The organism is Terriglobus albidus (assembly GCF_025685425.1).
In the GTDB taxonomy this organism is placed as follows: Bacteria; Acidobacteriota; Terriglobia; order Terriglobales; family Acidobacteriaceae; genus Terriglobus; species Terriglobus albidus.
On the sequence record NZ_JAGTAS010000056.1, the window covers coordinates 318,733 to 340,333 of the forward strand.

The 21,601-nt window shown below is 58.0% G+C and carries 18 protein-coding genes; 16 read left to right on the forward strand and 2 right to left on the reverse strand.

What is annotated here, in order from left to right:
• Positions 1–511 precede the first annotated feature (511 nt).
• From OHL21_RS15895 to OHL21_RS15970, 16 genes are all read left to right on the forward strand, one after another.
• A complete protein-coding gene (locus OHL21_RS15895; protein WP_263418264.1) occupies positions 512–2,710 on the forward strand; it encodes a bifunctional rhamnulose-1-phosphate aldolase/short-chain dehydrogenase in 2,199 nt (732 codons plus the stop codon).
• Complete coding sequence (locus OHL21_RS15900) at positions 2,707–4,176, forward strand: rhamnulokinase (protein WP_263418265.1); 1,470 nt, start codon at positions 2,707–2,709, stop codon at positions 4,174–4,176. Before OHL21_RS15895 ends, OHL21_RS15900 begins: the two co-directional genes overlap by 4 nt.
• 106 nt (positions 4,177–4,282) lie before the next feature.
• The gene (locus tag OHL21_RS15905; protein WP_263418266.1) at positions 4,283–4,477 is read left to right on the forward strand and encodes a hypothetical protein; all 195 of its coding nucleotides are present in this window, start codon (positions 4,283–4,285) and stop codon (positions 4,475–4,477) included.
• A gap of 70 nt (positions 4,478–4,547) precedes the next feature.
• Complete coding sequence (locus tag OHL21_RS15910) at positions 4,548–5,033, forward strand: hypothetical protein (protein WP_263418267.1); 486 nt, start codon at positions 4,548–4,550, stop codon at positions 5,031–5,033.
• A 227-nt stretch (positions 5,034–5,260) separates the two neighbouring features.
• Positions 5,261–6,190 carry an alpha/beta hydrolase gene (locus tag OHL21_RS15915; RefSeq protein ID WP_263418268.1) on the forward strand — a complete coding sequence of 310 codons (930 nt, stop codon included), beginning with the start codon at positions 5,261–5,263 and terminating at the stop codon, positions 6,188–6,190.
• Positions 6,187–6,471, forward strand: a complete 285-nt coding sequence (locus OHL21_RS15920) for a hypothetical protein (protein WP_263418269.1) — start codon at positions 6,187–6,189, stop codon at positions 6,469–6,471. Before OHL21_RS15915 ends, OHL21_RS15920 begins: the two co-directional genes overlap by 4 nt.
• Before the next feature lie 153 nt (positions 6,472–6,624).
• The gene (locus OHL21_RS15925; protein ID WP_317889990.1) at positions 6,625–7,986 is read left to right on the forward strand and encodes an ammonium transporter; all 1,362 of its coding nucleotides are present in this window, start codon (positions 6,625–6,627) and stop codon (positions 7,984–7,986) included.
• A 31-nt stretch (positions 7,987–8,017) separates the two neighbouring features.
• Complete coding sequence (locus OHL21_RS15930) at positions 8,018–8,356, forward strand: P-II family nitrogen regulator (protein ID WP_147648226.1); 339 nt, start codon at positions 8,018–8,020, stop codon at positions 8,354–8,356.
• Between the two features lie 62 nt (positions 8,357–8,418).
• Complete coding sequence (glnD, locus tag OHL21_RS15935; protein WP_263418270.1) at positions 8,419–11,040, forward strand: [protein-PII] uridylyltransferase; 2,622 nt, start codon at positions 8,419–8,421, stop codon at positions 11,038–11,040.
• On the forward strand, positions 11,030–11,710 hold the full coding sequence (locus tag OHL21_RS15940) for a hypothetical protein (RefSeq protein WP_263418271.1): 681 nt from the start codon (positions 11,030–11,032) through the stop codon (positions 11,708–11,710). Before glnD ends, OHL21_RS15940 begins: the two co-directional genes overlap by 11 nt.
• Positions 11,711–11,805: 95 nt before the next feature.
• Positions 11,806–12,423 (forward strand): NADH-quinone oxidoreductase subunit B, encoded by a 618-nt coding sequence (locus OHL21_RS15945; RefSeq protein WP_263418272.1) that lies wholly within the window; start codon positions 11,806–11,808, stop codon positions 12,421–12,423.
• Between the two features lie 178 nt (positions 12,424–12,601).
• The gene (locus OHL21_RS15950) at positions 12,602–14,206 is read left to right on the forward strand and encodes a hypothetical protein (RefSeq protein ID WP_263418273.1); all 1,605 of its coding nucleotides are present in this window, start codon (positions 12,602–12,604) and stop codon (positions 14,204–14,206) included.
• 76 nt (positions 14,207–14,282) lie between these two features.
• Positions 14,283–16,316 carry a beta propeller repeat protein gene (locus OHL21_RS15955; protein WP_263418274.1) on the forward strand — a complete coding sequence of 678 codons (2,034 nt, stop codon included), beginning with the start codon at positions 14,283–14,285 and terminating at the stop codon, positions 16,314–16,316.
• 35 nt (positions 16,317–16,351) lie between these two features.
• Complete coding sequence (mqnE, locus tag OHL21_RS15960) at positions 16,352–17,503, forward strand: aminofutalosine synthase MqnE (protein WP_263418275.1); 1,152 nt, start codon at positions 16,352–16,354, stop codon at positions 17,501–17,503.
• Between the two features lie 228 nt (positions 17,504–17,731).
• Positions 17,732–18,565 carry an ABC transporter ATP-binding protein gene (locus OHL21_RS15965; RefSeq protein ID WP_263418276.1) on the forward strand — a complete coding sequence of 278 codons (834 nt, stop codon included), beginning with the start codon at positions 17,732–17,734 and terminating at the stop codon, positions 18,563–18,565.
• 108 nt (positions 18,566–18,673) lie between these two features.
• A complete protein-coding gene (locus OHL21_RS15970) occupies positions 18,674–19,543 on the forward strand; it encodes a dioxygenase family protein (RefSeq protein WP_263418277.1) in 870 nt (289 codons plus the stop codon).
• A 60-nt stretch (positions 19,544–19,603) separates the two neighbouring features.
• Here the strand turns inward: OHL21_RS15970 and OHL21_RS15975 are convergent, their stop codons facing one another.
• Both OHL21_RS15975 and argH read right to left on the reverse strand, forming a co-directional pair.
• Entirely contained in the window at positions 19,604–20,203 is a 600-nt protein-coding gene (locus OHL21_RS15975) for a GNAT family N-acetyltransferase (protein WP_263418278.1), read from the reverse strand.
• A complete protein-coding gene (argH, locus tag OHL21_RS15980; protein WP_263418353.1) occupies positions 20,196–21,596 on the reverse strand; it encodes an argininosuccinate lyase in 1,401 nt (466 codons plus the stop codon). Before argH ends, OHL21_RS15975 begins: the two co-directional genes overlap by 8 nt.
• Between the last annotated feature and the right edge of the window lie 5 nt (positions 21,597–21,601).

Here is a 21,601-nt window from a genome sequence, read left to right on the forward strand (position 1 = left end):
ACCTCTGGACTCCTACAGGGAAAATGCTCTAACGCAACACGAATTCGCTATCGAAGCCCGCTCATGCTTAGCGTGAGCGGGCTTCGAGTTTTGCCGGAGATTGGCAGCGGATATCGAGGTCGCATCGCTGCTTTCGAGAAATTTTTTCGAAAAATCTTTTCCTCACCACTGGTTGACCAGCCACAGGCTCGCCTCAACGGCTCACCCTGGATTTCGGGAACAATTCCTCACTCGAAGAAGTCTGCGCGTTTATCGGTCTTGGCAGCGGCGACACAGAACAATGCGAAAAATACCACCGCAGCCACGCGATTGTAACCTTAGCTCCGTGGTCAGACCAATTTCTCGTGTTTTGCAGGAGGATGTCCGGCGATTGCAAACCACTGGCATGACATACCGCCGGGGACAGGTGTAGAGTGGCCCAGCGCAGGGATTTACCAGTATTTTCGCGTGTAGAATCACCGTGTCGCGCCAAGCGCGCAATCCACAAAAGTGAATCGAAACAGAGGGAAAGATGTCAGGTCTAAAGTTCTTGGAAGATCGTTGGGACGACTCAATCGCGTCGAAATTGGATGAACCGGAGCTCCTCCGTTACCGCTCCAATCTGTTGGGCTCGGACCTGCGCATCACCAACTTTGGAGGTGGCAATACCAGCTCGAAGCTCGACCAGGTCGACCCCCTGACCGGTCAGACGGTCAAGGTGCTCTGGGTAAAGGGATCAGGCGGTGACCTTGGCAGCATCAAGCGTGCCGGTTTTGCCACCCTGTATATGGATCGCCTGCTCAGCATGGAGAAGATCTATCCCGGCGTAGCCCGCGAAGACGAGATGGTCGCGATGTATCCGCTGATCACCTTCGGCAACAATCCGGTCGCCGCATCCATTGACACGCCGCTGCACGGCTACCTGCCTTTCCCGCACGTCGACCACCTGCACCCCGACTGGGGAATCGCTCTGGCAGCTTCGTCCAACGGCAAGGAGAAGATGGAGCAGTTCAACAAGGAGTTCGGCCATAAGCTGGCATGGGTGCCGTGGCAGCGCCCCGGCTTCGAGTTGGCCATGATGCTGAAGAGCACCGTTGAGTCGAACCCCGGCTGCGATGGCATCATCCTCGGTGGACACGGCCTGTTCACCTGGGGCAATACGCAGCGCGAGAGCTACCTGAACACCATCACGATCATTGATCAGATCGGCCAGTTCATCGAGAAGCACGCGGTTGCAAAGAACGTTCCGGCTTTCGGTGGTGCCCAATTCAAGACCCGCGAAGATCGCGCCGACATCGCGAAGAAAATCTTCCCGGTCATCCGCGGCGCCGTTTCGCGCAAGCAGCGCTGGATTGGCACCTACTTCGATGGTGCGGACGTGCTGGAGTTTGTGAACTCTTCGCAGGCCAAGAAACTGGCGCATCTGGGGACAAGCTGCCCGGATCACTTCATCCGTACCAAGATCCGCCCGATGTATCTCGAGTGGAACCCGGCGGGCGATCCGAAGGAGCTGGAATCGCTGGTCGACTCCACGCTCGCGACCTATCGCGATGAGTATGCGGAGTACTACAAGAAGCACGCTCTGCCGGATTCACCCGCAATGCGTGATGCCAGCCCAACGGTAGTGCTTGTCCCCGGTGTCGGCATGTTCACCTTTGGAAAGAACAAGACCGAGTCGCGCCTGACGGGTGAGTTCTACACTAACGCCATCCACGTGATGCAGGGCGCCGGTTCTCTTGGTTCCGGTGTTGACTGTGTCGATGTTCCGCAGGCCGGTCCGGCCGCAGGCGCAGGTGAGTTCACCGTCTACGAGAACTACGTTGCGCTGCCGCCCAGCGAGGCCTTCCGCATCGAGTACTGGGCACTGGAAGAGGCCAAGATTCGCCGCATGCCTCCTGAGAAAGAGCTGAGCCGCCGCATCGCCCTCGTTGTCGGTGGCGGTTCGGGCATCGGCCGTGAGGTCGCTCTGCTCGCAGCAGAGCGTGGCGCACACGTTGTCGTCGCCGATCGCGATGTCGCTGGAGCCGAGAAGGTTGCTGAAGAGTGCAAGGCCATCGCCGGCAAGGAAGTCGTGACCTTCGCTTCGATTGACATCCGCGACCGCAACGCCATCCGCGCAGCCCTCGATGCCACCATCGAGAAGTTTGGCGGACTGGATATCCTGATCAATACCGCCGCCATCTTCCCGTCTTCTCCCGATGGCGTCATCAGTGACGCACAGTGGGCTCTGACGCTGGAGATCAACGTCACGGCGAACTATCTGCTCACGGATGAGGCGCAGAAGGTCCTGGCGAAGCAGGGGCTGGACGGCAGCATGGTGCTGACCAGCTCCGCCAACGCGGTTGTTGCCAAGAAGGGAACAGAAGCGTACGACGTCTCCAAGGCGGCCCTGAGCCACCTGGTACGGGAGCTTGCTGTCACCTACTCGCCGAAGATCCGTGTCAACGGCATCAGCCCGGCAACGGTCGTGAAGGGATCGACCATGTTCCCGCGCGATCGTGTAAAGGCATCGCTTGCCAAGTACAACATCGCCTTCGAAGAGAATGAGACGGACGACGGTCTACGCAACAAGCTGGCTGGCTTCTACGCGAAGCGCACGTTGACTCACGTGCCGATCGATCCGAAGGACTGCGCCGAGGCGATCCTGTTCCTGGCTGGTCCAAAGACTCCGGTAACCACCGGACATCTGATTCCGGTGGATGGTGGTCTGGTGGAGGCTTATCTCCGTTGAGACGCACCGCACCTAAAACCCTTCGCCCTTCAGATACCCGCGCTCTGGTCGCAGTTGACCTCGGCGCGGGTAGCTGCAGGGTTTCTCTGCTTCGGTGGGTTGAGAATAAGCCGCAGATCTCGCTGGTGCATCGCTTCGCCAATGCGCCGCGTGAGATCAATGGGGGTCTGTTCTGGGATCTCACAATGATCACCGAGGGACTTGAGGCGGGTTTGCGCAAAGCGGCCGAGATCGCGACCGAGGGTGTCCGCGCGATTGCTGTGGATGGCTGGGCCGTCGACTACGTGCGCATAGACACGTCAGGTAATCCCCTTGGAGATCCGTATTGTTATCGCGATGAGCGGACGATCAAGTCCGAGAAGTCTGTGCATCGCCGCTGCAGTCCTGACCGCATGCGTGAGCTGACAGGTATCCAGCTCATTCGCATTAACACTCTCTATCAGCTCCATGCCGATCAACTGGCCGGCGTTCCTGAAGGCGACCAGTGGATGAATCTGCCGGAGTACTTCCTCTCACGATGGGGAGGAGCTCGTGTAGCTGAGTTGACCAACGCCACGCACACGCAACTGGTAGAGCTGTACCGTCCGCAGTGGTGCCATGAGATCTTCACCTCCGTCGGTCTCGATCTCGCTTCCGCGCCGAAGATTGTTCCTCCAGGATCGGATCTCGGCGAGGTACGCGGCCCACTTGCCGAATTACCAGCCTTTAAGGGAACCAGGCTCATTGCTCCCGGATGCCATGACACCGCTTCAGCGATCGCGGGTATTCCTGCCTCCGGCCGTGACTGGGCTTACATCAGCTCGGGAACATGGTCGCTGGTTGGTACGCTGCTGGAGCAGCCCCGCAACAGCGACGCCGTTAAGGCAGACAACTTTACTAACCTTGGAGCTGTGGGAAGCCGTATCTGCTTCCATAAGAACGTCAATGGCATGTGGCTTATCGAGCAATCCATGGCGTACTGGTCGGCCAAAGGTAAACCATGGAATATTGCGGACCTGGTAAAGGCTGCCGAACAGATTGGCAAGCCGGATGCTCTGCTCGATGTGGATGATGAAGACCTGCTTTTGCCCGAGCGAATGCCGGAGCGCATCAATGCACAACGTGCGAAGAAAGGCTTGCCGGCCCTCGACACCTCATCGGCGGGTGCACCGGTCATCGCGAGTCTGATCTTCTACTCGCTCGCTGCGCGATATGCCAAGGTGCTGGATCGCATCTCGCTACACAGCGGCAAGAAGTTCAAGCGGCTGTATATCGTCGGCGGCGCCAGTCAGAATGAGTTTCTTAACCGTCTCACGGCGGAGGCTACTGGACTCGCCGTACATCGTGGTGCGGTCGAGAGCTCGACGATCGGCAACTTCGCTGTGCAGATGGCGTGCCTGGAAGGTATGGGAGACAAGGTCACAGGAGTCTTTGCCGAAAGCGTTGTCGACTGGGCCGGTCTCTTCTGCAATGCCGCTATGAAATAACCATTCTCGCTACGACAGGTAGGCTGCCTCGATGGCGGCCTTTTTCTTCGCACAGAACCGATGGGGCCTCGTCACCGTATGAGGCAATCATGTCTCGAGCGTTCGCATGGATTCTGAACGGAAAGGAGCGCACGGTGGTCTGGAAGACGGCTCCAACCGCAGCTTCCGGATGTTTGCGGTGCGGGTTCGCGGTTCGGAAGAGACGGTTATCGTCACAAATCATCGTGGAATAGACCAGCCTGCGATGGGAGATTTTGCAGACGCCGGCTTGAAATGGTTGTGTGAGGGCCAAAGCAGTTAGAAACGCGCTCCTATTAGTGCCTGACGAAATTTATGTCGGGTACTTCCATGCGTGTGGTATACAGGTCGCCATGTCACTCTACATTGATAAGCCTTTCTTGCTCCTTTGCGGGGCAAGTAATCTTGCTGCCGTGGCCACAGACGCGTCGTCCCTTACGGTAGATACTGGGCCGGGTTCACCCACCATCTACAAAAAGTACTTGTGGAGGTTTGTTCCTTTTTTCAACGGGGAATCTGTTTTTAAGGGTTTCGGTATCCGCAGCGAACTCAATGGCAAATACATCTGCTGTAACTCAGGCATGCCGAATGGCGGAGGCGTGAGCCTTGTCGATGGATCACAGATTGATGAATGGGCAGGTTGGAATTTAGGGACACCAGTGTCGGGTCGAATGCCACGCTATCTTCCCTTTATCTCATCGCAAGCAGGCTCCTCTCCAATCTGTGTCATGACGCTCTACGGTGCAGGAGGCTGGGGACCGGGTACTCAGGTCATTACGTATCAGTGGGGAAGTGGCGAAAATCAGATTTGGTGGCCGGCGTTTCAGGACAGTATTTAGTCTCGTGAGCCTTAGGCATCAAAATCTCACGGCAGGTCAACGTCAGCATTCTGTAGTGCGTACCAATGGACAAGGGGAAACCTGGTGTGGGATGCCCCATCCCTTTTAGGCTCTTAGTTGTGGAAATCCTCTCGCGAAATGAGACGGTTCCTAACACGACAGCCATTTCCAGTTGCAAGCCATGCGCCCAAACGGGCATGGTGTATGGCGAGAGGTGATCTTCGTCGATGCTCCGTTCCGCCCTTGTGAGTCTTGTCCTGTCTGCAGCGGCCGTCTCCATACACGCTCAAACCCCTCCTCCCGCCGTTGCCTATCCTCCAGGAGGTCCCGCAACTCCCACAACGGTTCCAGCCCCGATGTTGCTTTGGCCGAATGGCGCCCCTGGAGCGCAAGGAGATGCTGATGAGGACAAACCCACCCTGACGGCCTTTATTCCTGCGCAAAACCCGACCAGGGCCGCAGTTGTTGTCGCTCCCGGCGGGGGATATACACACCTCGCGACTGAAAAAGAGGGAACCATGTTTGCGCAGTGGCTCAATGCGCAGGGAGTCGCGGCATTTGTACTCAAGTACCGGCTCGGGCCGAAATATCACCATCCCATCGAGATTGGTGATGCACAGCGTGCGATTCGTACCGTGCGCGCACGTGCGGCAGAATGGGGCATCGATAAAGGAAAGGTCGGCATGATGGGATCGTCCGCCGGAGGCCACCTGGCGGCGTCTACCAGTGTGTTGTTCGACGATGGTCTTGCAACCGGTGACTCCATTGATCATGAGAACAGCCGTCCGGACTTCGTCATTCTGTGCTACCCCGTCATTCGTCTGGACGCGCCATACATGCACTCCGGCTCGCGCAAGATGCTGCTTGGGGAGACCCCGGACGATGCGCTGGTCGAGAAGATGTCGTTGACCGGCCTGGTGAACTCAAAGACACCGCCAACTTTCCTTTACACCACGACCGACGACAAGACCGTGCCGGTCATGAATAGTGTTCTGTGGTACGAGGCACTGGTAAAGGCCGGGATTCCAGTGGAGCTGCATGCCTTCCAGCACGGCTCGCACGGCAGCGGTCTTGCCCAGGCAGATCCGGCTCTTCGCGAGTGGCCAAACCTGTTGCTGCATTGGCTCCAGGCCAATGGATGGGCGGCGAAGCCATGACGGTCGAAGAGATGATGGCAGGCAGGCCTGAGGGCCTGCCGCGAGCTCTGCGTGCCTTGTGGCACGATGCCCATGGTGACTGGAATGCGGCTCACGAGACGGCCCAGGTAGAAGAGTTTGGTGACTGCGCCTGGGTCCATGCCTACCTGCACCGCAAGGAAGGCGACGACGGGAACGCCGGTTACTGGTACCGCCGGGCAGGGAAGCCCGTCTTCCGGGGATCTCTCGAAGAGGAATGGCGGTCTATTGCCGAGTCTCTGCTGGCGTCGGAAATTGGATGACACGCCCTGGAGAGAAAGCTTTTGTGGTGTCTTCACAATTGTGTAAAGTAGAGCCATCCACGAAACATCTGCATGCTTTCGGTTGGCGTCAGCCCCGTTTGCAGAGCTTTCGGTAGCCCTTCGGGCCTTAGTAGAAGAACAGGTGATATGTCCATGCGTCTTCGTAGTGTGAAAGTGTATCTAGCGGTACTTCTGGGGCTGGTTCTGGCGACCGCTCCTGCATTTGGACAGGCAGCAAGCACTCCCAAAGTCGACTCAGGCGACAATAGCTGGATGCTGGTCAGCTCCGCTCTGGTGCTGATGATGAGCGGTCCAGGACTTGCTCTCTTTTACGGTGGCCTGGTGCGTAAGAAGAATGTACTCGGTACATTCATGCAGACCTTCGCCATGATGGCGGTGATCACGGTTCTGTGGGCAGTGGTGATGTACTCTCTCGCCTTCGGCCATGGAAATGCATTCATCGGCGGCTTCCACCACCTGTTTCTCAAAGGTGTTGGCCTTACGCCGAATCCGACCTATGCGGCGACGATTCCCGAGCAGACCTTCATGGTCTATCAGCTCATGTTCGCCATCATCACGCCGGCGCTTATCACCGGCGCCTTTGCCGAGCGTATGAAGTTTTCGGCCATGCTGGTCTTCAGTATTCTGTGGGCGCTCTTTATTTACTCGCCAATGGCACATATGGTCTGGGGCGAGGGTGGTCTGCTGAACGCAGCGCTCGGCGGTAAGTTCCCATGCCTGGACTTTGCCGGCGGCACCGTGGTGCACGTGACATCAGGTGTCTCGGCTCTGGTGACGGCTATCTATCTCGGCAAGCGCATCGGCTTCCCGAAGGAGCCCATGCCGCCGCACTCGGTCGTCCTCAGTTTCATCGGCGCCTGTCTTCTGTGGGTGGGTTGGTTCGGCTTCAACGCCGGTTCCGCTCTGGCCTCCGGTACCCTGGCAACTTCCGCCTTTGTAGCGACGCACTTTGGCGCCGCGGCTGCGGCTCTGGGTTGGCTGGCAGCGGAGTGGTTCCGCAACGGTAAGCCTTCCGCTCTGGGTGGTATCTCTGGAGCTGTCGCCGGCCTGGTTGCCATTACCCCGGCAGCCGGCTTTGTGACTCCGATGAGCGCTCTGGCGATCGGCGCGATTGCCGGTGTCTTTTGCTTCTACATGGTGGTGAAGGTAAAGACCATCTTCGGTTACGACGACTCTCTGGACGCCTTCGGCGTCCACGGCGCAGGCGGAACGCTGGGCGCCATCCTGACCGGTATCTTTGCCAACAGTTCCATCAATCCGCTGCTTGGGGCAGGGAAGGCGACGGGCTTCTTCGAGGGAAACCATACGCAGGTCCTGAACCAGGCTATCGGGGTGGGGCTGGCGTGGGGTATCTCTATCGTCGGAACACTCATCCTGCTCTTCATTGTTGATAAGCTGATTGGTCTGCGGGTTTCGCCGGAAGATGAGGCGATTGGCCTTGACCTGTCGCAGCACGGAGAAGAGGGCTACCACGCAGAGGCTTCGGCGCACTAAGCACGCGCCGCACGGAAAAAGGACTGAAACGATGCTGAAGATTGAAGCGGTGATTCAACCCGGAAAACTGGACGCAGTAAAAGACGCTCTGGTCGAGATCGGCGTGCAGGGAATGACCATCCTGGAAGCACGCGGCCACGGCCGCCAGAAGGGCCACACGGAGTTCTATCGCGGTCGCGAATACTCCGTGGACCTGCTCCCAAAGATCAAGATCGAGACCGTTGTTGCGGACGATATTGCCGAGAAGGCAATTAATGCCATCATCGCGGCTGCCCAGACCGGCAAGATCGGCGATGGCAAAATCTTTGTCTCCCGCGTGGAAGAGGTGATTCGGATTCGTAACGAAGAACGCGGTGAGATCGCTATCTAACTCCTCCACAACATCCACCTCTCTTCGCTGTATGCTGGAGCTTCATACTCTGCATACAGCGAATGTCTTTTAAGTCACAGCCCGCAAGTAAGGTCACATCTCCGGTGCGCGAGATCTACGAGCATCAGATGGAGACAGTCCGGCAGGTCTTTGAGAAGTTGCCCGACGGTTCACGCATGGTTGCCGCCCGGTCGATTGCCGTCGACGAAGTTGTACGAGCGCTATGGCAATCCACCGGCCTTGGAGATGCGGCTGCGCTGATTGCGATCGGCGGCTACGGCCGTCAGGAGCTCTATCCCTGCTCGGATGTCGACCTGTTGGTGCTGCTGACTGACGCCAGGCCAACCAAAGCTCTGACCGATGGCGTGCGGACGCTCTCGCAGCAGATGTGGGACTGCGGTATTCGTCTGGCTCCGGTAACGCGGTCTCTGCTGGAATGCGAACGGTTCGACCCGACTAATGTCGAGTTTGCCATCGCCATGCTCGATCATCGTTTCCTTACGGGTAGCCAGGAACTTTACGCTACGCTCAGCGATAGGCTGTTGCCGCGTCTTCTGGCAAAGGAAAGTGCGGGACTTCTGGCCCAACTGCAGCAGATGACCGCGGAGCGCCATGCCCGTTATGGCAACACGCTCTTCCATCTCGAACCCAATATCAAGGAATGCCCGGGCGGCCTTCGTGATGCGCACGTCTGCGGCTGGTTGCCGCGGATCCTCAAGCTGGCGGCGGATGGCAAGGGGAAGCCCGTTCCTGAGTTCCCGATTGCAGACGATGCCGAGTTTTCTGAAGCGGTCGACTTTCTAAAGACCGTGCGGGCATACCTGCATTACCGTCATGACCGGGATGACAATGTGCTGGACTGGCAGGCGCAGGATGGAGCCGCCTCCTCCCGCATCGGTCTCAGCGGGCGAGGGAAGGCGGATGCCGCTTACTGGATGCGGAACTATTTCCGCCATGCGCGCAGCATTGAGAGCCGTACGTTGCAACTGCTCGATGAGATTCCGCAGAAGAAGAGCCTCGCGGCGCTTGCATTGGGACTGAAGCCCGGCGGAAAACAGGCGCCCCACGGTTTTCGTGCGGAGCGCGGGATTATCTTTCTCGACAAAGCGGAAAAGGGAATGGATCCCGCGCATGAGATGGAGACCGTGCTCGCGATCTTTGAAGCGATCGCCGCTCAGGGCTTGCGCCTTAACCGTAATGCGGAGATGCGCCTCGCCGATGCGCTTCCGATGCTTTCTGCGAGCCTCGAAGATGGGCCCGCGTTGTGGAGGCACCTCAGTGCCATCCTGACCGGTCCCTTTGCCGGCCAGGCGCTGCGTACCATGCATGCCCTGGGCATCCTGGAGCTGATGTTGCCTGAGTTTCATGGCATCGACGCTTTGGTGATTCGCGATGCCTACCACCGGTACACCGTCGACGAACATACTTTCCTGCTGATTGACACCCTGCATGGCCTGCCGCGGGTTGTTGAGGGTCCACTGGCGGATTGGGCGAAGAAGTTCGGAATCATTCGCGATGAGATCGAGCACACGGCACTGCTGTATCTGGCAGCGCTGCTGCACGATACCGGCAAAGGACGAAGCGGTGACGACCATGCGGTCGAAAGTTCACGCATGGCGCAGAGCGTCTGCTCGCGTCTGGAGTTCGATTCTCATGAAACCGGCCTGGTCCTGTCGCTCATCCAGAATCATCTGGAGATGTCGAATGCTCTCCGCCGCGACATCTTTGACCAGGAGACGGTACGCATCTTTGCCTCCAAGGTGCAGACACATGAGCAGCTCCGCATGTTGGTTGTTTTCACCTACGCCGACATCAATGCCGTCCATCCTGATGCCTTGACCCCATGGAAGGCCGAGAACCTGTGGCGGTTGTATATGGCAACCTCCAACTATCTGGATCGCAGCGTGGATGAAGACCGCGTGGACACGAAGATGGAGCGCGAGCTCGTCCGTCGTGTCACCGCACTGCAGCCATCCAAGGCCGAATCCATCCGCGAGTTTCTTGATGGCTTTCCCCAGCGTTACCTGCACACAAGAACTCCGGAGGAGATCCGGGTGCACTTTCAGATGGCGGAAAAAGCTCAGGACGGTTCGATTCAGCTCAGTCTTCAGCAGAGCAGCGCTGACTGGGAGATAACGCTGATTGCCAAAGACCGTCCCATGCTCTTTGCGGCTATGACCGGCGCTCTCACAGGCTGGGGCATGAATATCGTGACTGCGGACGCTTTCTCTGACGCCAGCGGAATCGTCGTCGACAGCTTTCACTTCACCGATAGCTTCCGGACCCTGGAGCTCAATCCCAGCGAACGTGAGCCGTTCCTGGAAAGCGTACGAAAGGTAGCCGGCGGGGAGATTCCGCTGGCGAAGTTTCTTGCCGGGCGGCGCCGCACCAGGAGACGCGCCCCGCTCGTCACTGTAGAGACAACCGTCAGCTTCGATGACATCGCTTCTACGCACTGCACACTGCTGCAGGTGGTAGCCCAGGATGTCCCGGGCTTGCTTCATGCGCTCAGTGAGGCTCTGGCGGCGTTTGGCTGCAACATTGAGGTCGCATTGATCGATACCGAAGGTGATACCGCCATCGACGTGTTTTATCTAACGCACGAAGGGGGCAAACTCAGCCAGACCGATCAGGCCCGGCTGAAGGAAACGTTGTTCAAGGCGGTCAGGGATAATGCGAGCTAGGGCCCTCAGTACCCTTGCGCTGTTTTGCATTTCGTTAACAGCCTGGGGGCAGAACCAGCAGTGCACGGTCTCGAGCTTCGAGGGTGAGGTTTCATATGGCCAGAGCTATCACCATGCGATCAACAGTAATCTGGAGCTCGTACTCGACCCTTTACCTTCTGGATGGCTATTGCGTGTGCTGCCGGCGGGCAAACCTCGTCCGCAGCATGATTATGCCGAACTTGCAACCCCTCCGTATCAGTCGGTGACGCCATTGGCGATTTCGACGGACTACAGCTTTCGCGCACAGGATGCGATCGCGTGGAATCCGCGCAACTTCCGTTTTGTGGCAGCGTCTGATGCTTTCAACAGGCTCATGGTGGCTTATAACAATTACATCGGGGCTCAGGATCCTGTCTCACGGCGTTCGGCAGAAGGGCGGTTGACCTCCCTGGTGCAGCAGACGCAGTCGGGGGAACTCCGTATTCTGGACGCCAGGATCGTCGCTGGCACGGCAGATCAGGCAGGCTCGGCGGCAATGGTCGCTTCGCACCTCAGTGAAACCGCCCATTCAGTAGTACCGACACACGGTGAACTGATTTCCCCCCTGGGGCGCATTACATGGTTTCGATTCCGAATATCGCTCAGGTTGCCGGAAAAGAACACAGGAAATACGGTGTTCTGCAGATAAAACAGGCAACATCTCAGGTTCCACAGGCATCATGACAGATAGGGGAGATTCTGGCTTGTTCCACATCCGCGTAATCCGTTCGATATATTGAGAGTATGAGCACTCCGGCGCAGGAAACCACGAGCAATGGCCGCCCGATGAATGGGCCCGAAAAGAATGACCGTTATCTCTTTGGCAATTTGGACAGCTTTGGCAAGAATCGCGAAAAGCTGGAAGAGGTGTCCTGGGGCTACGATCAGCCAGAAGGCGTCGTTTTGGCCTCTATGGATGCGGCCATTAATTGGGTTCGAAAGAATTCGGTATGGCCTATGACTTTCGGCCTGGCTTGCTGTGCGATCGAGATGATGTCGATGGGGGGCTCGCGGTACGATATCGCGCGTTTTGGCGCTGAGGTCTTCCGGCCTTCGCCCCGGCAAAGCGATTTGATGGTGATCGCAGGCCGCGTGTCACAGAAGATGGCTCCTGTGATCCGCCGCTTATATGAGCAGATGCCGGAGCCGAAGTGGGTTATTTCGATGGGCGCCTGCGCAACCTCGGGAGGCGTCTTTAATAACTATGCACTGATGCAGGGCGTAAACCAGGTTATTCCGGTCGACGTCTACGTGCCAGGGTGCCCGCCCCGTCCAGAACAGCTCATCTATGCCATTACCTTATTGCAGGAAAAGATTCAAAAGGAGAGGGGAACGTTGAAGAAAGCGTTGAACCTTGCCTGAGAAACTCGTTTCATGGGGTAAAAATACCGTAAAACGGGGTAGTAAGTTGAGTACCGCCCGGAATTTGTAGCTGAACCTGAAACACAGGTGCGCTACACTTTTGGGGAATTCGTAAGCCACTGAGTCTGTAAGCATTTGAGCTCAGAGCACAACATGTAAGTATTCGCGGAGGAAATAAATGTTCGAACGCCCAGTTCGCAGTATCGGTAGACTTCTACTCGCTGCCTGCGCCGTCAGCCTTGGGGTCACCGGGCTGCAAGCGCAGACGGCCCCGGCGGCTCCGTCGGAACCCAACCCGTCGCGCGCTGATATTTTCCTGGGATACTCGTACTTCGGTACGCATAGCCCCATCAAGCCTGCCAACATCCAGTACAGCTCCATCGACCTTGGTGCGATCGGTAGTGGTGCTTACTACTTCAATAAGTATGTCGGCGGCGAGGTTGTTTTCGCAGCTCACCCGGATGGTAAGAACGACTCGCTCTATACCATCTCTGCCGGTCCGATCTTCCGTTACCCCGCCCAGAACTTTACCGTTTTCGCTCACGGTCTGGTTGGCGGCGCAAATCTCGGTGGGCCGAACACGATTGCGGGCTACAACCCGACGAAGTGGGGTACTGCTCTGACGGCAGGCGGCGGTATGGACTATGACACGCCGCTGTTCAATCACAAGCTAGGTATTCGCCTCTTCCAGGCGGACTATCAGTACATCCACGACAACTTTGGTCCGGCCATCCCTGCCTCAGGCATGCTCGGTGGACGCGCTAACATCAGCGCTGCACAGCTGAGCAGCGGTATCCTGTGGCACATTGGAAGCATCGTTCCTCCGCCGCCGGTGACCTACTCCTGCGTCGCGTCGCCTGCGACCGTGTTCCCGGGTGATCCTGTCACGGTGACCGGCACTGCCGCGAACCTGAACCCGAAGAAGACCGCGACCTATAGCTGGACCTCGGATGCCGGCACTGTTTCCGGTACTTCCAGCACCGCGAACGTTGACACCAAGTCGCTGAACCCCGGCAGCTACACCGTCAAGGGTCACGTGGAAGAGGGCAAGAAGGTTGGCCAGTTTGCTGACTGCTCGGCTCCGTTCACGGTCAAGGCCTTCGAGCCGCCGACCATCAGCTGCTCGGCCAGCCCGTCCAGCGTTCGTCCGGGTGAGTCTGCGACGATCACTGCGAATGGCGTCAGCCCGCAGAACCGTCCTCTGACCTATAGCTACAGCTCGACCTCCGGTTCGGTTTCCGGCAACGGAACCTCCGCGACCCTGAGCACCGCCGGCGCTGCGCCTGGCACCCTTACCGTCACCTGCAACGTGGTTGACGATAAGGGCCAGACCGCTTCGGCTACGACCTCGGTCAGCGTTGTTGCTCCGCCGCCGCCGCCGGCTCCGAAGACCTCGAGCCTCTGCACGGTCAACTTCGAGCGCGATAAGAAGCGTCCGACCCGTGTTGACAACGAGGGCAAGGCTTGCCTCGACGATGTCGCTCTGAACCTGCAGCGCTCGTCCGATGCCAAGGTTGCTCTGGCCGGCTCCGCCGACGCGAAGGAGAAGCACGGTGACACGGTAGCTTCTGAGCGTGCTCTGAACGCCAAGGAGTACCTGGTGAAGGATAAGGGTATCGACGCTTCCCGCGTTGCCACCTACACCTCCACCACCGAAGGCAAGACCGTCACCACCACGCTGATCCCTGCTGGCGCTACCTTCAGCACCAGCGGCCTCACGGAAGTGACTGCGCCGGTCAAGCCTGCCAAGCCGGTTCGCAAGCACGCTGCCAAGAAGAAGTAAAACGAACCTATAAAGGCTCAGGGCCGACTGGCGATATGCCAGCCGGCCCTTGGTTTATTTAAGAGAAAATAAGTTAATGAGAAAGTCCTTTGGCGGAGCAATCCGCGTTGCTGCATTCTCTATTCCGTTTCTGGTGTCTTCCTGGCTACACGCTGTGACGTGGTTCCCGTTTGGTCCGGATGGGGGCGATGCTCGTGCCTTCGCGGAGGATCCACACGATCACAAGCATGTGTATCTGGGAACAGCCATCGGCTGGATGTACGACAGCCATGATGGCGGTCGTACCTGGAAGCGGCTTGCTCGTCTGGGGAAGCGTGACGACCTGGTGATCGACAATATCGTGGTCGACGCTTCAGAGCCGAATGTGCTTTACGCCGGTGCCTGGGTGCTCGGCAGCACGGATGGAGCTTTCTATATCAGCCGCGACGCCGGTATGACATGGGTGGAATCACCCTCGATGCACGGCCAATCGATTCGCTCACTTTCAGCTTCTCCCTCATCGCCGAAGACATTAGTTGCTGGGACACTCGATGGCATTTTCAGGAGTTCGGATGGCGGGCAGCATTGGAAGCAGATTAGCCCGGTAGGCAGCACAGAGATTCATGAGGTCGAATCCATTGCAATCGATCCGAAGGATCCTAATACGATCTATGCCGGAACCTGGCACTTGCCGTGGAAGACGACTGATGGGGGACTCAACTGGAAGAACATCAAAGACGGAATTATCGATGATTCGGACGTGTTTTCCATCATCGTCCATCCAAAGACTCCATCGATTGTCTATGCCAGCGCATGCTCCGGTATCTACAAGAGCGAGAACGCCGGAGATCGCTTCACGAAGGTACAGGGCATTCCATCTTCAGCACGTCGGACGCGTGTCTTGATGCAGGATCCGAAGCATCTTGATACCGTGTTTGCCGGTACGACCGAAGGGCTCTGGCGCAGCTCCGATGCGGGGGCAACCTGGCGCCGCACCACTGACCCCACCACGATCGTGAATGACGTTTTTGTCGATCCGGAAAATCCAGAACATGTACTGCTCGCGACAGATCGCAGCGGCGTCCTGATGAGTGATGACGGCGGTTTCTCGTTCCGCACATCCAACTCCGGCTTCACCTCTCGTCAAATTACGGCGTATGCCGCCGACTACGTTAACCCGGCGAAGCTCTATATCGGTGTGCTCAATGACAAGGATTCCGGCGGTGTCTTCACCAGCGCCAACGGAGGACTGACCTGGGATCAGCTCAGCTCCGGCTTGAATGGCTTGGATGTTCTCGCGTTGGTGCAGGCTCCGGATGGCACCGTTATTGCCGGAACTTCACACGGTATCTTCCGCCTGCAGGGAGCCGTCTGGGTTCCCAGCGGAACGATTGTTGGAAATGCAGCTATGAAACCCGCAGTAGCCCCTGTGAAGAGTGCCGTGGGGCTGCGGAGTGCTGGCAGTCAAAGCGCAGCGAAGACGCGCCGTCCTGTTCCTGTGCGCCAGGCTGTGCCGCGTCCTTTGGGACCAAGCCGTGTTCTGGATGCTCCGGCTTCTTCCATCGTGCGCTCCGGCAACATGCTCTATGCCACGACTCCTCTTGGCATATTGCAGAGCAACGATTCCGGAACCACATGGCGGATCACGTCTCTTACCGGCGAGGATTTCCGTTATTCCGGGGCGGCGCCAGGCGGGAACGTTGTAGTTGCGGGTCTTCATCGGATCGCATTTCTGAACCCCTTGACGCAGCAGTGGACGGAGGCTTCGGTGCCTGGCGGACTTGCCCAGATCACCGCGATTGGAGTCGATGACAAAGGGCGGCTCTGGGCCGGCGGCCGCGAGGGTGTCTTCCGCTCCAATACCGGGACAAGCTGGCAAGGTCTCCCGGAGCTTCACGTTGCAGACGTCAATAGCATCTTCTACGACGGCGCGGGGAAGCGGATGCTGATCTCGGCTAACAGCTCGACGACCCTGACCTATGCTGTGAGCCTCACGGATGACCATATCTCGTTCTGGGATACGGGATGGCATCTTCGCTTTGTCCGTCCTGTGGGAGATCACCTGATCGGCGCTACCCTTTATGACGGGATCGTCGTTCAGCCTCGGATGGTTGAATCCGCGGTAAGATAACGGCTGCCGCAAGGAGGATTAGAATGGAAAGTGCGATGACAGCTACCTCAATCTCCTCGCGGCCGCGCCATGCATTTCAGACAGATGACCCACGCCTTGAGCCCATTGCGGACAAGGTCCTCTCCGGCACGCGGCTGGAGTATGAGGATGGCCTAGCCCTCTATCGCAGTCCGGACATTCTGGCCGTAGGCTGGCTGGCCAATTCGGTACGCGAAAAGCTGCATGGAGATGTGGCGTACTTCAATGTCAATCGGCATATCAATCCGACGAACGTCTGTGTCGCAAGCTGCCGCCTCTGCGCCTTCGGCCGCAAGAAAGATACTCCCGGCACCTACACAATGGCCCTGGAAGAGGCTTGGCAAGCGGCGGCTTCGGGGTATAGCGAAGCGGTCACGGAGTTTCATATCGTTGGTGGTCTCCATCCGGATCTGCCATTCCAGTACTTCATGGACCTGGTCAGCGGCTTGAAAGAGCGCTTTCCGAAGGTGCATATCAAAGCCTTCACCATGGTTGAGGTCGCATTTCTTGCCAAGAGAGCGAAGCTTTCGATTCCTGAGGTGCTGGAGCGCATGAAGGCTGCCGGTGTCGATTCCTGCCCGGGCGGTGGCGCAGAAATCTTTGCTGACCGAGTTCGTCACATCATCTGCGACCACAAGATCGATGGCTCCGAGTGGCTGGAGACAGCGCGTCTTGCCCACAAGGCAGGCCTGCGCTCGAATGCCACCATGCTCTATGGCCATATTGAGAACGAAGAAGATCGGGTTGATCATCTCTTGAAGTTGCGTGCCGTTCAGGACGAGACCGCAGGCTTCCAGACCTTTATCCCTCTGGCCTTCCACCCCGACAACACGCCATTGGGACATCTGCCTCGTACGACCGGCATGCTCGACATCAAGCAAATTGCCGTCGGCCGTCTGATGCTGGACAACTTCCCGCACATCAAGAGCTACTGGCAGATGGTGACACCGAAGATGGCCCAGATCTCGCTGCGTTTTGGCGCGGACGATATCGATGGCACAGTAGTCGAAGAGAAGATCTATCACGATGCCGGCGCCACTACTCCTCAGGGCATGCGCCGTGCTGAACTGGAGCGCCTGATTCGCGAAGCAGGCCGTGTTCCGTTTGAGCGAGACACCATGTACCGCGCCGTCACCCGCAGCGAAGACAGCTTCACCATCGCGGTATAACGACTTCTTCAAGACTCATAAGCGAAGGGCGTGTCATCAAATTCCTGTCAGTCAGCGTTGCGAGCGGAAATTGCTCCAGACGAGGCGGAGGCCGATGACTGTGGCGGGTCCACCGTCGAGGCTGACAACGAAGTATGGACCAATTTCCGCCGCAACCCGAAGGGCCGCGGCAGATTTTCCCGATCTCTTCGTCACAATCTGCTCCCGGCGCTGACTGACAGGAATTTGATGACACGCCCTGGGCCTTCAGGACGATATCCTGAAGGCCTGATGTGCGAAGCAAGCGTTGAGCCATTTCTCCTGTTCGAACATGTAAATGTTGCACGCGGTTCTCAGCGGGTGCTGCATGACATCAACCTCAGCATTCGCCCGGGTGAGAACGTCGTGATTCTCGGTCCGAATGGCTGCGGCAAGTCCACACTCATCAAAGCGATGACCTGCGAGATCTATCCGTTGTTCGAGCCCGGAATGCGTGTCCGCATCTTTGGCCGTGAGCGCTGGGATCTACAGGAGCTAAGGCGTCGGCTGGGTGTGGTCTCTCCGGAACTGCCGGGCAAGCCAACACTCAAGACCACCGGCCTGGACGCTGTGGTCTCCGGCTTCTTTTCGAGCTCGACGCTCTGGCCCAATCTCACCATAACGGACGAGATGCGAAGCAAGGCTGAAGATGCGTTGCGCCTGGTCGAGGGGGAAGTGCTGGCTGACAAGTTTGTTGGACAAATGTCTGCCGGTCAGCAGCGCCGTGTCATGATTGCGCGCGCTTTGGTGCGGAGCAACGAGATGCTGCTTTTGGATGAGCCGTCGAACGCGCTGGATATCGCTGCCCAACGCAGTCTGCGTTTGACGTTACGGAGCCTCGCACAGCGGGGAACCGGCATTCTGCTCATCACGCATCACATCGAAGACATTCTGCCGGAGATCGAGCGCGTCATCATGATGCGCGATGGACGTATTGTCGCCGATGGCGCAAAACGCGATCTGTTGACTGGTAAGCGGCTCTCTCAGCTTTTTGATACCGAAGTTGAGCTTCGGGAGCGTGACGGCTTTTATTCCATGGCTTAGGTAATCAGGATGGATGGCATGGCTTTTGGGTAATCCCCGCGGCATACTTTGCGTCTATTCATGGCGTATCGTCTCTGCGCAGGGGCAACGACTCAGGAGTTTTCGGCCATGTGTGACATTGCCCCGGATCAATATCTTCGTATGGGAGTTTTGCCTCCCGAAATTGCAGTAATTGTGCGCGCCTCTTCTCGCAGGCGCGCAGTAAAACTGATGGGTTTAGCGGGTCTGGCAGCGCTTGCAGGCTGCGGCTCCGGTGGAACCGCAGCAACCACGGCCTCATCCTCATCGAGCAGTAGTTCATCTTCCTCAAGCAGCAGCAGCTCGACAAGCTCCAGCAGTAGCACGACGACGTGCTCCCAGGGCAGTAGCACGACTCAAGGGCCGTACTGGGTAGATGGTGATACCGCTACTCCGCTGCGGAGTGATATCCGCCCTGACACGGTCGGTACTGCATCGTCACGCGGACTATCGGGTGTGCCGTTCTACATGAACTTCGCGATCTATCAGTATTCGTCGAGCGGTTGTACACCGCTGCAGAATGCCCGTGTCGACGTATGGCATGCGGATGCCGGAGGGGTTTATTCCCAGGAATCTTCTCAGTCGGAGACAACCGAAGATACGTCAAACGATAACTTCCTTCGGGGATATCAACTTACCGATTCCAGTGGCCTGGTTTCTTTCACGTCGATCTTTCCCGGATGGTATGGCGGCCGGACGACACATGTGCATCTGCGTATTCGTACCTATGATTCCTCGGGCAACGTTGCGACAAACGTCACCACACAGGTTTTCGTTGACGACGCGATCTCCAGCCTCGTCTACAGCAACTCGTCGTATTACACGCGATCGAAGACTCGCGATACCTACAACACTAACGACTCGATTTACAAAGCGTCCTTACTGCTTAGTCTGAGTGGTTCCGTGAGTGCGGGATACACGAGCAGCGCGTACGGAATCGGTCTTCCGTTTTCGAGCTAGAACATCTAAAACGCACGAGGCGGAGCTTTTGCTCCGCCTCGTGTATCGTCCTTTGTTCGACTAGTGCCGTTCGCCGCTAAATGGAATCTGGATGGGAACCAGCTCTGTGTCCTGCACCCGGCTGGGACCGAGTACAGCGACGCGAGGAATCGGTCCACGCACCATGGCGACTTCATCGCAGGCGTGCAGGCGAGGGCAGTTCTGGCAGTCTTTGTAGATCTTGTCCGGCAGAGCCGCGCGATCCATCGTGATGCGGAAGCCGAAGTGGAAGAAGAAGTCGGGGATCCGGGTGAAGAGACACACCGACGGAACTCCATGATCGTCGGCCTCTTCCAGCAGGGCACGCAGGATTCTGCCGCCTGCTCCCTGGCCTTTCGCCTCAGGTTTTACGACGATGGAACGGACCTCGGCTAGATGCGGTCCGTACAGGTGCAGTGCTCCGCAACCAAGGAAGATGCCGCTCTCTGATTCGGCGACAGTGAAATCGCGAACGTTTTCGCAGATCTCGGCATAGCTGCGACGAAGCAGTGTGCCGTCGCCCGACAGGGAATTGACGATGTCGAAGATATTATTCGCATCCTGCAGGCGCGCTTTACGCACCTGGGCGCCGTTGACGCGTGGGCGCGTCGACACGGTCGATTCACTGATCACACTAGACATGGACCTGCTCCTGCTGTGGAGTCAGAGCCGCGATCTTCTCGCGCGCCAGAGCCAGTGATGCCGCCACCTGCGCCGTCGCTGTGCCACCGATGACGTCATGGCAGTCCACGGTCGCCTGCAGCGTAATGGCCTCGTGGAAGTCCACGCCAAACTCATCTCCGAATTGTTTCAGCTCGTCCAAAGTCAGTTCGTTCAGCTCGCAACCCTTATCTAAAGCATAGCGGACGGCGTTCCCGATCTTCTCATGCGCTTTGCGGAAGGGAACTCCCTTATGCACCAGATAGGTGGCTGCGGCCATGGCATTCAGGTAGCCGGTCGAGGCTGCTGTCTCCATCCGGTCTAACCGGAACTGAAGGGCGGTGGTGAAGGGCGCCATCAGGGGCAGCATTCCTGACAGGGTGGCAGCGACCTCGAAGGTAGCCTCCTGGGTCTCCTGCATATCCTTGTTGTAGGCCAGAGGAAGCCCCTTGATGATGGTTGCGAAGGTCGTCGCAGCGCCGAGCAGGCGACCGCTCTTGCCGCGGACTAACTCAGTCAGGTCAGGATTCTTCTTTTGCGGCATGGCCGACGATCCGGTCGAGAACGCCTCCGGCAGTTCGATGAAGCCAAACTCCTGGGTCGCGTAGAGCGTGATCTCCTCGGCGAAGCGAGACAGATGCAGCCCCAGTCCGGCAGCGCACTGAGAGAACTCCAGGGCGAAGTCGCGGTCGCTGGTGGCGTCCATGCTGTTCGCCGTCGGAGCATCAAAGCCAAGTGCCTCTGCTGCGATGTTACGGTCCAGTGCGAGCGTTGCACCGGCAATCGCCCCTGAGCCCAACGGGCACAGATTCATCCGCTTGCGAGCATCGGCAAAGCGGGAGGCGTCCCGCAGGATCATCTGCACATAAGCCTGCAGCCAGTGCGCCAGAAGAACCGGTTCGGCGCGCTGCAGATGTGTGTAGCCAGGCATCACGGCGTCGCCGGCTTTAACCGCCTGGTCCAGCAAAGCATCGGCCCATGCAGCCAGATCGGTCAGCACCTGGTCGATCGAGTCGCGCACGAAGAGGCGTAGGTCGGTCGCGATCTGTTCATTGCGCGAACGGCCGGTATGCAGCTTAAGCGCCAGCGTGCCAATGTGCTTCGTCAGCTCCAGTTCGACGAAGTGATGTACATCTTCGGGCGTCTCCGATGCGAGATCCAATGTGTCTGCGGCGAAGTCTGCGCCGATGCGATCCAACCCGGCGAGAATCTCCGCCAACTCGGTCTCGGTCAGAATGCCTGCGGCCGCGATCATCTTCGCGTGAGCCTTTGACGCACGGATCTCCTGGGGGATCAGCCGCCAGTCAAAGGGAAACGACCGCTGCCACAGCTCGAATTTGCGATTGAGCGGTTCCCGGAACCGCCCAGACCACATTTTCA

Bases quoted from the DNA above. Each gene is read 5' to 3' on its own strand.
- OHL21_RS15920 (WP_263418269.1), top strand. From the start codon at position 6,187: ATGACGGTCGAAGAGATGATGGCAGGCAGGCCTGAGGGCCTGCCGCGA.
- glnD (WP_263418270.1), top strand. From the start codon at position 8,419: ATGTCTTTTAAGTCACAGCCCGCAAGTAAGGTCACATCTCCGGTGCGC.
- OHL21_RS15975 (WP_263418278.1), bottom strand. From the start codon at position 20,203: ATGTCTAGTGTGATCAGTGAATCGACCGTGTCGACGCGCCCACGCGTC.
- OHL21_RS15970 (WP_263418277.1), top strand. From the start codon at position 18,674: ATGTGTGACATTGCCCCGGATCAATATCTTCGTATGGGAGTTTTGCCT.
- mqnE (WP_263418275.1), top strand. From the start codon at position 16,352: ATGACAGCTACCTCAATCTCCTCGCGGCCGCGCCATGCATTTCAGACA.
- OHL21_RS15965 (WP_263418276.1), top strand. From the start codon at position 17,732: ATGACACGCCCTGGGCCTTCAGGACGATATCCTGAAGGCCTGATGTGC.
- argH (WP_263418353.1), bottom strand. From the start codon at position 21,596: ATGTGGTCTGGGCGGTTCCGGGAACCGCTCAATCGCAAATTCGAGCTG.
- OHL21_RS15955 (WP_263418274.1), top strand. From the start codon at position 14,283: ATGAGAAAGTCCTTTGGCGGAGCAATCCGCGTTGCTGCATTCTCTATT.
- OHL21_RS15925 (WP_317889990.1), top strand. From the start codon at position 6,625: ATGCGTCTTCGTAGTGTGAAAGTGTATCTAGCGGTACTTCTGGGGCTG.
- OHL21_RS15910 (WP_263418267.1), top strand. From the start codon at position 4,548: ATGTCACTCTACATTGATAAGCCTTTCTTGCTCCTTTGCGGGGCAAGT.
- OHL21_RS15945 (WP_263418272.1), top strand. From the start codon at position 11,806: ATGAGCACTCCGGCGCAGGAAACCACGAGCAATGGCCGCCCGATGAAT.
- OHL21_RS15930 (WP_147648226.1), top strand. From the start codon at position 8,018: ATGCTGAAGATTGAAGCGGTGATTCAACCCGGAAAACTGGACGCAGTA.
- OHL21_RS15940 (WP_263418271.1), top strand. From the start codon at position 11,030: ATGCGAGCTAGGGCCCTCAGTACCCTTGCGCTGTTTTGCATTTCGTTA.
- OHL21_RS15915 (WP_263418268.1), top strand. From the start codon at position 5,261: ATGCTCCGTTCCGCCCTTGTGAGTCTTGTCCTGTCTGCAGCGGCCGTC.
- OHL21_RS15895 (WP_263418264.1), top strand. From the start codon at position 512: ATGTCAGGTCTAAAGTTCTTGGAAGATCGTTGGGACGACTCAATCGCG.
- OHL21_RS15905 (WP_263418266.1), top strand. From the start codon at position 4,283: ATGGATTCTGAACGGAAAGGAGCGCACGGTGGTCTGGAAGACGGCTCC.
- OHL21_RS15950 (WP_263418273.1), top strand. From the start codon at position 12,602: ATGTTCGAACGCCCAGTTCGCAGTATCGGTAGACTTCTACTCGCTGCC.